This window comes from Bartonella fuyuanensis (assembly GCF_014197255.1).
Classification (GTDB): domain Bacteria; phylum Pseudomonadota; class Alphaproteobacteria; order Rhizobiales; family Rhizobiaceae; genus Bartonella; species Bartonella fuyuanensis.
In genome coordinates, this window is record NZ_JACIFE010000015.1 from 1 (window position 1) to 15146 (window position 15146).

The following is a 15146-nucleotide window of genomic DNA, read 5'->3' on the forward strand; positions in this document are numbered from 1 at the left end:
AAGCGTGTTGAATTGAAAAAACTCAATGGTAATGTCTTTCAAGAGTAGATGGAGACCAATTCCCCATTGCAAAACAAGAAGGACCTTCAATTGCTAAAGTTATGTCCAAGCCAGAGATTACAAGTGCTATTGCACAATATGCCAATGAAAGATTAACCCAAAATATACAGAGACAACTTAAACGTCAAGAATACGCTGCTAATAAGAAAGCTAAATAGTGTTCTTAAGCTATGTCACCACACTACTCACAGCAATCTTATTACTTGACAAGATTCACGAAAAACATATACCGTTAAATCAGGTGCCTAGAAAACACCTTGATAGATAGCGGATAGATTGCCGAAACAGTTTATTTTCCGCATATTAAAGGCTTTGACTCATTCTATGCTCGTCACATATGATGATCTCGTCGGATGTAGTTATGCTATACACTACCCTTTTGGGAAAAGCATAACGACGGGCTATCTACCGTGTTTTCAGCACCCGACGCCACATATTACATAAAAATATAAAAAAATCAATGTATTATGTAAATAATTTTCATACCCCCTTCAGAATCCATCTTTTTATAGGTGATTCATTTGACCATTTTTTATATAAGATTGGCATGTATGAATAGACCATAAAAAGCAAATCATGATGCCAATATTATAACGCATGGGTGCATTTAAATGAAATGAAAAGCAGATGTCATTCATAATAGTTTATAAATTTTATAATACGTTTTTTTCTCACAGCACAAATCACATTGTTTAAAAATTTAGTCGTTTGAAAATATCGATAACATAAGTTGTATACGTTTAAAGATAAGCTGTACTTCTTTTAAAGACATACTGCTACAAGAGTTTAATCCCATTTTGCGACGCTTTTTTTATTGAGATCGAATCAAAAAAACCAATGTCATTGATTCTGTTCTGTTTTGATGAAGCATAACCCAGATTCATCAGCATACTTACCTTTAGATGGTTTTTTTACAAATAAGACAGATAAACTATCACGTGTTCTTATTTTCTTAATTGCTTTTTAAACCGCCTTTTGAACTGCGCTTTTGACAGCCCCATCAGATACCAAGGCTGTATATAAAAACAATGAGTTACAAACAAAATAAGATAAACAACGATGTCAAGTAATATTGTGGAAAACCTATAAGTGGTGCGGTCGAGAAGACTCGAACTTCCACGGGTTACCCCACAGCGACCTCAACGCTGCGCGTCTACCAATTCCGCCACGACCGCACATAGTGAAGAAAAGCATTTTAATTTCCAGCCTTTAACAAATCATAAAGAAAGGTACAAGCCTATTTTCTTTTTCTCATAATTTATTTTATTCGGATGATTTATAATTTAATAGAGATTACTAAGAAATATTGACTTTACTACGATCTTTGAACCATCATCATAAAATGTGTTTGTGCCGCTTGATCTTTTTTATAATAACCATAAAATTTTTTTGTAATTGTTGTAGAACCCTGTTTTTGGATTCCTCTCATAACCATGCACATGTGCTCAGCCTCAATCAATACTGCTACACCACGAGGCTTTAAATACGTTTTCAAAGCGTGAGCTACTTGCGCTGTCATAGCTTCTTGCGTTTGTAAACGACGAGAAAAAATATCTACAACACGCGCAATTTTTGAAAGACCAACAATCTTTGCATTAGGAAGATACGCTATATGCGCTTTCCCAATAATTGGTATCATATGATGCTCGCAATGTGAATAAAAAGGTATATTTTTCACGATTATCGATTCATTATACCCTGAAACTTCTTCAAAAACTGTGCCTAAAGTTTCTTCAACCGATTGACTATAACCATTAAAAAGTTCGCGATATGCCTTAGCTATACGATTTGGAGTATCTAAAAGCCCTTCTCTGCTCGGATTTTCTCCTATCCATAAAAGCAATGTACGAATCGATTCTTCCACCTCTTCAAGACTCGGACGCTTTTCTTCAAATAAAAAAGAATTTTCTGCACCTTCTTTCACAATATTACGCATTCAAAAACCCCAAGTCTACTCTCTACAAAGCATTTGTTAAATACCTATTTTATTTTTTATAATCTCTTATATAAGCGAATTAAAAGTTTAAACAATTACGACTCTCAAAAAATTCAGGCAATAGCGTATGATTGATCATATCTATAATGATAAAATACTTGAATATGCAGCACATATAAGCAGAATTGGGCGTCTTAATAAGCCTGATGCAACATCAAGAAAGCATGCACATCTTTGCGGTTCAACAATCACTGTAGATTTAAAAGTGGAAAATGGCATTATTATTGATTTTGCCCATGAAATATATGCATGTGTGCTGGGGCAAGCTGCAGCTTCACTTTTAGCTTCTCACATCATTGGACAGACAACACAAGATCTTAAAATATTGCGTGAAGTTATCCATCAAATGCTAACGCAGGATGGCTCCCCTCCTCAAGCACCATTTGAAGATTTTTCTTGCTTACAGCCCATTAAAAGCTATAAAATGCGCCATGCAGCAACACTCCTACCTTTTGATGCAACGATAGACTGCATTCAAAAAATTGAAGGAAAATAAATGTTCAAATCACAATCTCGACAAGAAAAATTGACTCGAAATTACACAGGCGCTTGGCAAAAAACACCTGGACGATTATTGGGTATTTTGTTCGTTCGGTTCTATCAAATCACACTTTCAAGTCTTATAGGCAATCAGTGTCGTTATGCCCCAACTTGTTCAGAATATACATATGAAGCGATTGCACGTCATGGACTTTGGGCTGGTGCATGGATGGGATTTTTTCGTCTCATACGTTGTGGACCCTTTGGGTCAAATGGCTTAGATCCAGTTCCTACTTCGCTTGGGAATTTTTGTTGTTTTTATAAACCTTGGCGATACTGGAAAATTTCTGACAAACTCGACAAATAATCCTTTTCTTTTTTCATATGCATTGATAGAACAATTGATCTATAGGCTTTTTACTCAGTTTTCACGAAACCATCCGCAATCGTTAGCTGAATTGGATTAAAAGGGTGTTTTTATGTCTTGCTCTATTTCTCTTTCTTTTCTCGATGGTTCAAAACGTAATTATTCCGCCAAAACAACAGGTTTGGAATTAGCAGAATCAATTTCTAAATCACTAGCAAAAAAAGCAGTCGCTTATAGACTTGATGGCATCACACGAGACTTATCGGATCCATTGGAACAATCTGGTCAAGTAGAGATTATCACTCGAGAAGATTCACGTGCTCTTGAGCTTATAAGGCATGATTGCGCGCATGTTCTTGCTGAAGCAGTGCAGGAACTCTTTCCTGAAACGCAAGTAGCTATAGGTCCTGTTATTGAAAATGGATTCTATTATGATTTTGCACGCCAACAACCTTTTACATTCGATGATCTCACTGTAATTGAAAAAAAAATGCGTGAAATTATTCAACGCAATAAACCTTTTAGAAAAGAGATTTGGTCTCGTAAAAAAGCAAGAAAAATATTTTCTGAGAAAAAGGAATTTTATAAAGTTGAGCTTATTGATAGCATTCCTGAAAATCAAGATTTAAAAATTTATTATCAAGGGGAGTGGTTTGATCTTTGCCGTGGACCGCACATGCAATCTACAGGGCAGATAGGAAATGCTTTCAAATTAATGAAAGTTGCAGGAGCTTATTGGCGTGGCGATGCCAATAAGCCAATGCTTACGAGAATTTATGGAACAGCATTTGCGAATGAAAATGACCTAAAAGCCTACCTACATATGCTAGAAGAAGCTGAAAAACGTGATCATCGCCGCTTGGGACGTGAAATGGACTTATTTCATTTTCAAGAAGAAGGGCCAGGAATGATTTTTTGGCACAAAAAAGGCTGGAAAATGTTTCAAAATTTGATCAACTATATGCGTAGACGTCTTGATGATCATCAATATGCTGAAGTTAATGCACCCCAAGTTCTCGATAGATCACTTTGGGAAATATCAGGCCATTGGGGTTGGTATAAGGAAAACATGTTTAAAGCAATTCCGGCCATAGAAGATTCAGATCATGAAAATGTTTATGCCCTTAAACCAATGAGTTGCCCTGGTCATGTGCAAATTTTTAAACATGGTTTAAAATCTTATCGTGATCTGCCTATTAGACTTGCTGAGTTTGGTCTTGTTCATCGTTATGAATCTTCGGGCTCTTTACATGGTCTTATGCGTGTGCGTGGTTTTACACAAGATGATGCGCATATTTTTTGTCTTGATGAACAATTAGCCGATGAATGTCTCAGTATTAATGATCTTATTTTATCAACTTATGCTGATTTTGGTTTTAAAGAAATTAGTCTTAAGCTTTCAACCCGTCCAGAAAAACGAGTTGGATCCGATGCATTATGGGATCATGCGGAAAGTATCATGGAATCTGTACTTAAAACGATTGAAACAAAATTTGCAGGTCAAATCAAAACGAGTATTCTTCCAGGTGAGGGCGCATTTTATGGTCCCAAATTTGAATATACACTAAAAGATGCTATTGGTCGTGAGTGGCAATGTGGAACAACACAAATAGACTTTAATCTTCCTGAACGTTTTGGCGCATTCTATATTGATAAAAATTCAGAAAAACGTCAACCTGTTATGATTCATCGCGCTATTTTTGGATCAATGGAACGTTTTCTTGGTATATTAATCGAAAACTTTTCTGGACACATGCCACTTTGGCTAGCTCCTGAACAAGTTGTTGTCGCAACAATTACATCTGAAGCAAATGAATATGCCAAAAAAATAACAGCAAAACTTAAAGCTATTGGGCTTTCTGCAACAACAGATCTCCGCAATGAAAAAATTAGCTATAAAATACGAGAACATTCTTTACAAAAGATCCCAGTAATTTTAGTATGCGGTAAACGTGAGGCTGAGACAAACAGCGTAAATATGCGTCGCTTAGGAAGTATGGACCAAATCTTTTTATCTGTAAAAGATGTGATTAAGCAACTCTCAAATGAGGCAACACCTCCAGATTTACAGCGTGTTATAAATGCATCACATCACAGTAGATGATAAAATATCAGTTTTTGTATAAGATTAAATGATTTGATGCTGTTGTGTGTTTTCGGGTTTTATACATGCTTATCATCATCAGAAGGAGGTACTTGATCACAGCAACATCAAGAGAGAAAATAGAAAATGAGATTATATTTGTGAATAAATATATAAATTATCCGAATGATAATGTATCTTAATACGTAAGATATGCTTTATCAAGGATAAGTAGCACATTGATTTAAATGATAATATAACATTATTCATATTTAACAAGAGTTTCGAATACCACAGGGTCTTGTTATTTCAAATCTATTTATATTTAGCAATATCACTTACTTACACATAACAAACAGGATGAGTGTGTATATAAAAAACTATTGAAAAAGGACTAAAAATGCCTATAGCGAGATATTTTAAGTATCGAAAATTTCCTCAAACATTGGAAAGAGGATAAATTATAACAGTGATTTCAGCTTTCTCCTTTACAAGTATAAAAATGGTGGTGATCAATAAAAATTTACCATTATACCTATTCACGAACACTGTCATGAAATGGTCTTAGGTATTTTAAGAAACTATCCATTTCAAAACAAGCGCATAAAGAAGAAACTTAATAACATTCTTACCCTGCAATTTCAACTGACTAGATATCGCTTTAATCTCTCTGAGATTTATAGAGCTAAGTCAAAGAAGAATGGTAAAATTCGACATTAATTCTTTCCCCTCTTCATATTTTTCTAAATTAAAAACTAGTCACATATCTATCTTGAATTATAAAAAAACTTTCAAAAAGCACATTTTTCTAAAAAAGAAGCACAATAAACATACCATTATTATCGTGCTCTATCAAGAACACGCTTACATTCAATCAGTTCAAACAGTATTTCTTGCAACAGTGCTTTATCGGTTTTATCTTTGTAAAGATTTACAGAACCAACAGAAATTTCTCCTTCATTCTTCATAAAACTCAAAAGCCCAAAAGAAGATTTCTTAGGTTTATTGCTAGTACTTTCAAAAGTTTGTCCTACATGCTTTTTCTCTATGACAACATTCATGGCATCAAGATTGCCATTACCAAATGCAATCACAAAAGCAATTCCATTTTCTTTCAAAAGACGCTGCACACCTTTTATTGTATAACCCTGCTCATACAATAACTGCTTAATACCATTGAGTAAATCAATATCGATCGGACGATAATAACGCCTTCCTCCTCCACGTTTCATTGGTTTAATCTGCCTAAAACGTGTTTCCCAGAATCTCAAGACATGCTGCGGAAGCTCTAACAGCTCAGCTACTTCGCTAATTGTGCGAAAAGCATCAGAGCTTTTATCCATTTTTCAACACCTTATCTAAAACACGACAAATGATTTTATAATGATTCATTATGTCTCAATTTCTCAACAAGATTAGTCAAAAATAGGACCATAATTGACTACTTACTAAACAGTTTTTTCTAAAAAACACAGGACTTTATTTTATATTTTATACACTTTTTAAATGAATACCAAATATTATTATGCGTTTATTTATGAGATATTACTTTTCCGTCTTGCACGATGCGAATCTAAAATTCTCTGTTTAAGTACATTTGCAGCCTTAAATGTTACAACACGTCGCGGAGGAATAGGTGCTTCGACACCCGTTTTGGGATTGCGCCCAATACGTTCATTTTTACTGCGAACCTGAAATGTCGCAAAAGAAGAGAGTTTAACAGCCTCACCTCTTATAAGTGAGTTGCAAATCTCGTCCAAAACCAATTCGACCAAAGCTGCTGATTCAGTATGTGACAAGCCCACTCTTTTACAAACTACGCTCGCTAGATCTGCACGCGTTACTGTCTTACTTGTCATTATAATCACCTATTAAAATATTAAAAATTACAAAATGACTTATACGTTTTATTTCAATATGGTCAAGTAACCATAATTTACCAACGAATAAGAATTGCTCCCCATGTAAAACCACCTCCCATGGCTTCTAACATAATAAGATCTCCTTTTTTTATTCTTCCATCGTCAATAGCTGTTGTTAATGCCAACGGAACTGATCCTGCAGACGTATTACCATGTTGATCAATAGTAATCACAACTTTATCTATAGAAATTCCCAGTTTTTTGGCCGATGCTTCAATAATGCGCCTATTAGCTTGATGAGGTACAAACCAATCTAGTTGTGAAGGATTCATACCAACAGCTGCAAAACAATCATCAATCACATCCGTTATCATCCCAACTGCATATTTAAAAACTTCTCGTCCTTCCATACGCAAACAGCCTGTCGTTTGGGTTGTTGAAGGTCCACCATCAACATATAGTTTATCTATATAAGCACCATCAGAACGCAGTTTCGCAGATAATATACCACGCTCAAAAGTAATATTATTCCCCTTAATTTCTTGGACTTCCAAAATAGCAGCACCTGCACCATCGCCAAACAAAACACATGTCGTACGATCTTCCCAATCTAAAATTCGAGAAAATGTATCAGATCCAATAATTAAAATTCTTTTAGCCGCTCCACACCGTAAATAAGCATCTCCTGTTGTTAAAGCAAAAATAAAACCAGAGCAAACAGCTTGAATATCAAAAGCAAATCCATGGCTCATTCCCAAAGCATACTGAATTTCGACAGCAGAAGCGGGAAAAGTATGATTTGGTGTTGAGGTCGCTAAAATAATACAATCAATATCCTTTACTGTAAGGCCGGCATTTATAAGAGCTGCTTGCGCAGCTTCAACACCTAAGGAAACCGTTGTTTCATTTTCATTGGCAATATAACGTTGATGTATTCCTGTACGCTGGACAATCCATGAATCTGATGTTTCAACCAACTTAGCAATCTCATCATTTGATAAAATTCTTTTCGGCAAAGCACTTCCTACACCACGTATAATTGACCGAATCATTCAGCTCTCACCTTTTCTTCAAATTTTTTATTTATAATATAAGAGCTTATCATAAGGGCTCTCCGTTCATTACCGCTTCAGCTTCTTGATCAAAAAGTGCTTCTTTATTTCCATGAAATCTTCGTAAATCATCAGTTATTTTTTGTAAAAGTCCATTATTAACCATTTCATAACCAACACGAATAGCAGAAGAAAAACCATTAGCATTAGCACTGCCATGACTTTTTATGACAACACCATTTAAGCCTAAAAGCACTCCCCCATTCACTCTATCAGGATCCATTTTATGTTTCAGTGTACGAAAAGCGCCCCGCGATAAAAAATAACCAAGAGATGTTAAAAAAGAACTACGCAATGCCGAATTTAAAATCTCTCCTATCTGTCGCGCAGTTCCTTCTGCGGTTTTTAAAGCAATATTACCAGAAAAGCCTTCTGTTACAACAACATCCACTGCTCCCCTTCCAATGTCATTGCCTTCAACAAATCCTTTATATTCTAATCCTTCTAATTGCACTTCACGTAATATCATTCCTGCTTTTTTTATTTCATAAAGTCCTTTAACCTCTTCTACCCCCACATTTAAAAGCCCAACACTTGGTTTTTTAATGTGATATAAAGCGCGAAACATACCCGCTCCCATAACTGCCAAATCAACCAACTGACTCGCAGATGCTCCAATCGTTGCTCCAATATCTAAAACGATGCTCTCATTGCGAAGTGTTGGCCAGATACCTGCAATACCAGGACGTTCAGCCTCTGCTAGCATTTTTAAACAAAAATAAGACATAGCCATGAGTGCACCCGTATTCCCAGCAGAAACACAAGCATCAGCTTCACCATTTTTTATTGCTTCAATGGCATACCACATTGATGATTTACCACGCCCATTTCGAAGAGCTTGGCTTGGCTTTTCATCCATGCGTGTGTAACTTTCTGTAGGAAAAAAGCGCGACACAGAATCCAAACAGGGATATTTTTTTAAAACCGGTCGAACAACCTCTTCTATACCATAAAACAGAAAACAAATATTTGACAAATATTTTTGTACAATTGCTGCTCCTGCAATAGCTGCTTCTGGACCATAATCACCACCCATGACATCCACAGAAATTCTAATCACGCTTACATATCCCACATCTTCTCATTTACATCTCTAAACGCATATTATGATTTTGGGCTTTTGTCCCCCACAAAGCACATCTTGCGAAAACAGCTCCGCAGAAAATACTGTTTTTATCATAGCATGCAATAGATAATTTTTTTATGTTTTTACAATTACTTCCAATCTTTTAAAACAAAAAATGGCGAGAGCTTTTTTTCTGCCTCTTCTAAATTTTCAATTACATGCATCTTTGTCCCCTCTTTACGTGGATAATGATTAATAGACAACTCAAAAAATTCTTCCATGATTGCACCAATATCAATTTTATCATCATAAAACACTTCTGGAGTATCAAATCCTTCCACATTTAAAAACAATTCTTCTGTAACCTCTGATATTTTGGGTTTTATCAAATTTGAACCTTCAGGAACCAAAACAACTTCAATATTTTCACGGAGAATATTTTCTAATGGTTCTAATGTAACAACACATAACTGTAGTATGCGCGCCTGCAATAGACCTTTTATAAGCACCCCGCGTTTTTTCCACGGAAAAATATGAAATTTTCCCTCACAAGATTTTACTTCAATTAAATCATGGTTCTGAGCTAAATGTATACATTCGCTTTTATTTGCACAAAGCTGAATTCTTACACCTTTAGCAGGTAGAGAACGTACAGATATTGGATAAACCAAAGCAAATGTCATTTGAGAAAAATTTTGAACATTCATTGAAAATTCCTACCTATAAAAACATATAAAGCACTGTGCTTTTGTTTATCTTAAGTATATTTCATTTATTTTTTTCTTTTCTAAAGAAATTCTATATGGCATAATTTGTTTTATAACAGGGAAGCTCAATGTAAGCTATGCTAGATTAAGCTAAAGTGGGAAAAAACTTGAGGTTGCCTTCTTATTAATACATCTAAGCATAAAAAGGAGATATCATTGTTCCAAATGTCTCACATAATGGCCTTAACCAAACGTAAATTATTGGTTGGTCTATCAATAGCAAACATATTAACACTTGCTGCCTGTAGTTTTTTTGATTCTTCAGGTTCAAGCCAAATTTATAGAGAGGGCTATGTTCTTGATAAAAATGCGCTGGATGCTATTTCTATTGGTTCAAGCCAAGAACAAGTTCTTTTGACCTTAGGAACTCCTTCGTTAAAAACAAAATATGATAATGAAGTTTTTTATTACATCTCACAGACACGTTACCGTGGGATGCAGTTTATGAAAACAAAGATCATAGATCGAAAAGTTTTAGCTATTTACTTCAATGAAAATAATCAGGTTACAAAGGTTGCTAACTACGGTCTACAAGACGGTCAAGTATTTGATTTTATTGCGAAAACAACACCAACGGTAACAAAAGAACACCCTTTTTTAATTCAAATTATAAAAGGCCCTGCAAATCTACAAACTCATAACTAAATTATATATAGTCTGCGTATCGCTTCGATATTATTAGGTCGGATATTATCAGACCTACGAACATGGGGGGTTATAAATTTTAGAAACGGATTTTTTTTGCCATATTGTCAAGGACTGCATTAACAAGTTTTGGCTCATCACCTTCAAAAAACGCCTTTGCTATATCGACATATTCATTCATGACAACTGCAATAGGGATATCTTTGCGATTGATCAGCTCCCATAGACCTGCCCGTAAAATTGCTCGCAATATGGAATCAAGACGTGAAAGAGACCACTCTGAAGAAAGCTGTTGATGAAGCAGAGGATCAAGCTGTTTTTGATCTTTTACAACACCCGTTATAATAGCTAAAAACCATTGAAAATCAGCTTCAAGATACTGGTATCCATCAATATCTTTTCCCAAGTGATAAGCCTCATACTCAGCTGCAGTTTCCATCACCCCTGAACCCACGATATCCATTTGATAGAGTGCTTGAACTGCCGCAAGTCTGGCTACTCCACGCTTATTAGCTGAACGCGAGAAATGTCTGCTTTTTGTATCAGCCATATTTAACGATTAACTCCAAATCTCTCTTTTAGAGCGATCATACATAAAGCAGCTTCAGCCGCAAAACTTCCTTTGTTTTTTTTACCTTGTTTTGCGCGCACCCATGCTTGCTCTTTGTTTTCAACAGTCAAAATACCATTTCCAATAGCCAAATACTTCTGAACAGCTAAATCCATCAACGCACGACAAGAATCATTGGCAACAATTTCAAAGTGATATGTTTCACCCCGAATAACACAACCAAGTGCAACATAACCATCATAAAATATTTTATTTTGTTCAGCAAAAACTATTGCACTTGGTATTTCTAATGCTCCAGGAACCGTTACAATATCATAACTTACTTCAGCTTTTTGCAAAGTAGTTACAGCACCTTTCAAAAGTGCATCAGAAATCTTCTCATAAAAACGCGCTTCAACAATCAATACGTGAGGCTTTTTGCGTATCTCTTTCACCATAATGGATTTCCAAAAAACGAATCAAAAAATTCAGAGCTATAAAATATAAAATTCTAAAAATGATCACTAGAGTCTTGGCTTATCATCTTTCATTTTTAAAGCAAAAAGCTTAGCAACATAACGAGCAAATTGATCAATTTCCAAATTGACCCAATCTCCAATTTTAGTTTGTCCCCACGTTGTCATTTCAAGTGTGTGGCGAATAATAAGAACATCAAAAATACAATCTTCAACACCATTAACAGTCAAAGATGTTCCATTAAGTGCAAGAGATCCCTTATTCACAATGAACGGCATAAATTGTTTTGAAACTTTTAAATAAAAACGAATTGCATCTCCTTCATTTTTTTGATCAATGATTTCAGCCAAACCATCAATGTGACCAGAAACCAAATGCCCTCCCATTTCATCACCTAATCGAAGAGAACGTTCTAAATTAACAAAAGTTCCTTTTGTCCATTGTGCAAGATTTGTTAAACGCAATGTTTCTTCCCACGCTTCAACAACAAACCAATTAGAATTATCTTGTTTTAAGCCTTGCTCGACTATTGTCAAACAAATACCTGAACACGCAATTGATGCACCAATTGTTAAATATTCTATAGGATAGCGTGTAGAAATCTTTAAACGCACCTCTTGCTTTAAAGATTGGATATCCTCAACACAACCGATATCTGTTATAATTCCCGTAAACATAATGTCTTACGTCTCCATTTATAAAAACGGTCATTTCCAAACATTTTAGTCTCAACTTTATGAAACTGTGAAAGATAACTACCAAAATGAGGAGCTTCAATACGATTTTTTCCTAAAACAACAGGAGCATAAAAACATATCAAATGATCAACACACTCAGCATTCAAAAACTTTTCTCCTGTCTTTACACCACCTTCAAGTAAAACACTATTAATCCCATGTTTATAAAGCATCTGTAAAAGAGGAAAGGGTTCTACACCACTACTGTCCATTTCTATTGAATATACAAACACACCATATTGCTCCAATACATTTTTTTTGCTCGTCTTTGAAAGATTCGCATCACAAATAACCCATGTAGGAATTATTGTTGCCGTTTGGACAATTTTCGCATCAAGTGGGATAGATAAATCTGCATCCAAAATAATACGAATTGGTGAGCGCATTTCCATCCCAGGTAAGCGGCAATTTAATTGCGGATCATCTGCTAGTATAGTACCAATACCAACGAGGATAGCATTATTTTGAGCTCGTAGAATATGCGTCTGGATATGAGAAAGTGCTCCACTAATTTTTATTTTACCCTGCTCCCTTTTTCCCACACCATTATCAGCAGAAATTGCCATTTTAAAAGTGACAGCACAGCGTTGCATCTTCTTTATACACCAATGTGTACATAAGGATTCAAAAGCTTCTTCAGCTAAAATTCCCTCAACTACTTCAATACCGGCTGCACGTAAAAGAGCAATACCATGACCGTTAACACGCTTGTCACAATCAATAAGAGCAACAACAACACGGGAAATACCTGAATCAATAAGTGCATTGACACATGGAGAAGTTTTTCCATAATGTGCGCAAGGTTCTAAAGTAACATAAGCAGTAGCTCCTCGAGCTAAAGAACCAGCCATACGTAAAGCTTGCACTTCAGCATGAGGTTTACCATGGATAGCCGTTACGCCATAGCCAACAATAAACGCTCCCCCAACGCTATCATTTCGCACAATTAACGTACCAACCGAAGGATTCTCACCTGTAAGACCGACATGACGCTCGGCTAAACGGATAGCTGCGGCCATAAACCGTTCATCTTGCACTTTTTTATTCATCAAAACGAGATTCTAAATCCGCTATACCCTTTGACAACTCATCTATAACATCGTGAAAATCGCTTGCATTACGAAAATCTCGATACACAGAAGCGAAACGGATATAAGCAATATCATCAATTCTTTTCAATGCTTCCATCACAAGATGGCCAATTTTTTCTGAAGCAATCTCTGGCTCTCCAAAACTTTCAAGTTGACGCACAATACCAGAAATTGCTCGTTCAATATGATCAGGATCAATATTGCGTTTACGCACAGCCACATCAACTGATCGCATTAACTTATCGCGATCGAAAGGTTCATATCGTCCACTTTTTTTAGCAACCAGGAGCTCACGCAGCTGAATACGTTCAAAAGTTGTAAAACGACCAGCACAAACGGAACACACACGGCGGCGTCGAATCACCGCTCCCTCTTCTGCAGGACGTGAATCCCTAACCTGTGTATCCTCATATTGACAGTAAGGACAGCGCATCTCTTTTGCATCCTTACCGAGTGCTAAGATAAGAGTAAAGAGGAAAATGATTCGTTATATCTTCCACCTTTTTCTTAACAGCCATTTCAACGGAATAATTATCTTCATCGCTTTTTGCCGCCCGAAGACCATCAAGAACTTCCGCAATCAAATGACCGACTTGAATGAACTCTTGTTCTGAAAAACCACGCGTTGTTGCAGCAGGTGATCCCAAACGAATTCCTGATGTTACAGCTGGCGTTTCAGGATCAAAAGGAATACCATTTTTATTGCAGGTAATATGAGAGCGTCCCAAAGCTAATTCGGCCCGTATTCCTGTTAGATTTTTGGAACGTAAATCAACCAACAATAAATGATTGTCGGTACCACCAGAAACAATATTAAAACCATCACTCTGCAATGTTTTTGCTAAAATTTTTGCATTAGCAACCACATTAGCACTGTAACTCTTAAAAGAGGGATGCAAGGCTTCCTCAAATGCAACAGCCTTTGCTGCAATTACATGCATTAAAGGACCACCTTGAAGGCCAGGAAAAATTGCAGAATTAATTTTTCTGGATAAAACTTCATCATTTGTTAATATCAAACCACCACGAGGACCTCGAAGAGATTTATGTGTTGTTGTTGTTACAATATGTGCATGTGGAACAGGTGAAGGATGCACACCACCAGCAACAAGACCGGCAATATGAGACATATCAACGAGTAGATGAGCACCAATCTCATCGGCAATTTCACGAAATCGTTTCCAATCCCAAAAGCGAGGATAAGATGACCCCCCCGCTATAATAAGTTTAGGTTTACGTTTTTTTGCAAGTCGATCAACCTCTTCCATATTAATAATCTGATCTTCTTGACGTACACCATAGGAAACAACATCAAACCATTTTCCTGACATATTGACAGATGAACCATGTGTCAAGTGACCACCAGCATTTAAATCTAATCCCATTAATGTATCATTAGGTTGAAGTAAAGCTAAAAAGACAGCTTGATTCATTTGGCTACCAGAATTAGGTTGTACATTTGCAAAAGCAGCGCCAAAAAGCTGCTTTGCCCTTTCAATGGCTAAATCTTCAACGACATCAACAAATTGGCACCCGCCATAGTAGCGCTTTCCTGGATAACCTTCTGCGTATTTATTGGTTAAAACAGACCCCTGCGCTTCAAGAACCGCTCTTGAAACAATATTTTCTGAAGCAATCAACTCAATTTCGTGTTGTTGACGTTCAAATTCCCCCTTAATTGCTTCAAAAATCGTACCATCAACAGTTTGTAAACTATCATTAAAAAAGCGTTTTTGTGTGTCATTTTTTTGCTGAGTCATAAAATACTTTCCTAACATTAAAAAATAAAGCCACTCAAACGATAACACAGCAAATCATGCAAACCAAACATTTTAAACTACTTACATTCAAAA

16 protein-coding genes, 1 tRNA gene and 1 pseudogene are annotated in these 15146 nt (G+C 36.1%); 5 read left to right on the forward strand and 13 right to left on the reverse strand.

What is annotated here, in order from left to right; all coding sequences use genetic code 11:
• Positions 1–218: pseudogene (locus tag GGR08_RS05755) on the forward strand (hypothetical protein); the annotation flags it as partial.
• A 932-nt stretch (positions 219–1150) separates the two neighbouring features.
• Here the strand turns inward: GGR08_RS05755 and GGR08_RS05760 are convergent.
• Positions 1151–1235 (reverse strand) — tRNA-Leu (locus GGR08_RS05760).
• Positions 1236–1375: 140 nt separating this feature from the next.
• Positions 1376–1996 carry a GTP cyclohydrolase I FolE gene (gene folE, locus GGR08_RS05765; RefSeq protein ID WP_183194421.1) on the reverse strand — a complete coding sequence of 207 codons (621 nt, stop codon included), beginning with the start codon at positions 1994–1996 and terminating at the stop codon, positions 1376–1378.
• 127 nt (positions 1997–2123) lie between these two features.
• Between folE and GGR08_RS05770 the strand changes: the two genes are divergently transcribed.
• The 3 genes from GGR08_RS05770 to thrS all read left to right on the forward strand — a co-directional run bounded on the left by GGR08_RS05770 (position 2124) and on the right by thrS (position 5007).
• Positions 2124–2552, forward strand: a complete 429-nt coding sequence (locus tag GGR08_RS05770) for an iron-sulfur cluster assembly scaffold protein (RefSeq protein ID WP_183194422.1) — start codon at positions 2124–2126, stop codon at positions 2550–2552.
• On the forward strand, positions 2553–2903 hold the full coding sequence (yidD, locus tag GGR08_RS05775; protein WP_183194423.1) for a membrane protein insertion efficiency factor YidD: 351 nt from the start codon (positions 2553–2555) through the stop codon (positions 2901–2903).
• A gap of 112 nt (positions 2904–3015) precedes the next feature.
• Entirely contained in the window at positions 3016–5007 is a 1992-nt protein-coding gene (gene thrS, locus GGR08_RS05780) for a threonine--tRNA ligase (RefSeq protein WP_183194424.1), read from the forward strand.
• An 818-nt stretch (positions 5008–5825) separates the two neighbouring features.
• Here thrS and GGR08_RS05785 read toward each other — a convergent pair.
• The 5 genes from GGR08_RS05785 to GGR08_RS05805 all read right to left on the reverse strand — a co-directional run bounded on the left by GGR08_RS05785 (position 5826) and on the right by GGR08_RS05805 (position 9733).
• Positions 5826–6329, reverse strand: a complete 504-nt coding sequence (locus GGR08_RS05785) for a MerR family transcriptional regulator (RefSeq protein ID WP_183194425.1) — start codon at positions 6327–6329, stop codon at positions 5826–5828.
• A 192-nt stretch (positions 6330–6521) separates the two neighbouring features.
• Complete coding sequence (locus GGR08_RS05790; protein ID WP_183194426.1) at positions 6522–6845, reverse strand: integration host factor subunit alpha; 324 nt, start codon at positions 6843–6845, stop codon at positions 6522–6524.
• A 77-nt stretch (positions 6846–6922) separates the two neighbouring features.
• Entirely contained in the window at positions 6923–7900 is a 978-nt protein-coding gene (locus GGR08_RS05795) for a beta-ketoacyl-ACP synthase III (RefSeq protein WP_183194427.1), read from the reverse strand.
• A 49-nt stretch (positions 7901–7949) separates the two neighbouring features.
• Entirely contained in the window at positions 7950–9020 is a 1071-nt protein-coding gene (plsX, locus tag GGR08_RS05800) for a phosphate acyltransferase PlsX (protein WP_183194428.1), read from the reverse strand.
• Positions 9021–9175: 155 nt separating this feature from the next.
• Positions 9176–9733, reverse strand: a complete 558-nt coding sequence (locus GGR08_RS05805; protein WP_183194429.1) for a YceD family protein — start codon at positions 9731–9733, stop codon at positions 9176–9178.
• 225 nt (positions 9734–9958) lie between these two features.
• Between GGR08_RS05805 and GGR08_RS05810 the strand changes: the two genes are divergently transcribed.
• Entirely contained in the window at positions 9959–10438 is a 480-nt protein-coding gene (locus tag GGR08_RS05810) for an outer membrane protein assembly factor BamE (RefSeq protein ID WP_183194448.1), read from the forward strand.
• Between the two features lie 79 nt (positions 10439–10517).
• Here GGR08_RS05810 and nusB read toward each other — a convergent pair whose 3' ends face one another.
• The 6 genes from nusB to glyA form a co-directional block, all read right to left on the reverse strand.
• The gene (gene nusB / locus GGR08_RS05815) at positions 10518–10988 is read right to left on the reverse strand and encodes a transcription antitermination factor NusB (protein ID WP_183194430.1); all 471 of its coding nucleotides are present in this window, start codon (positions 10986–10988) and stop codon (positions 10518–10520) included.
• Positions 10989–10990: 2 nt separating this feature from the next.
• Entirely contained in the window at positions 10991–11446 is a 456-nt protein-coding gene (locus tag GGR08_RS05820) for a 6,7-dimethyl-8-ribityllumazine synthase (protein WP_183194431.1), read from the reverse strand.
• A 66-nt stretch (positions 11447–11512) separates the two neighbouring features.
• Complete coding sequence (locus GGR08_RS05825) at positions 11513–12142, reverse strand: riboflavin synthase (protein ID WP_183194432.1); 630 nt, start codon at positions 12140–12142, stop codon at positions 11513–11515.
• Positions 12124–13251 (reverse strand): bifunctional diaminohydroxyphosphoribosylaminopyrimidine deaminase/5-amino-6-(5-phosphoribosylamino)uracil reductase RibD, encoded by a 1128-nt coding sequence (ribD, locus tag GGR08_RS05830; RefSeq protein ID WP_183194433.1) that lies wholly within the window; start codon positions 13249–13251, stop codon positions 12124–12126. Before ribD ends, GGR08_RS05825 begins: the two co-directional genes overlap by 19 nt.
• Positions 13244–13726, reverse strand: coding sequence for a transcriptional regulator NrdR (gene nrdR, locus GGR08_RS05835; RefSeq protein ID WP_183194434.1), 483 nt, complete (start codon positions 13724–13726; stop codon positions 13244–13246). The genes ribD and nrdR overlap by 8 nt, the downstream gene beginning before the upstream one ends.
• Positions 13727–13739: 13 nt before the next feature.
• Positions 13740–15053: a serine hydroxymethyltransferase gene (gene glyA / locus GGR08_RS05840; protein ID WP_183194435.1), complete on the reverse strand. Its 1314-nt coding sequence runs from the start codon at positions 15051–15053 to the stop codon at positions 13740–13742.
• Positions 15054–15146 lie beyond the last annotated feature (93 nt).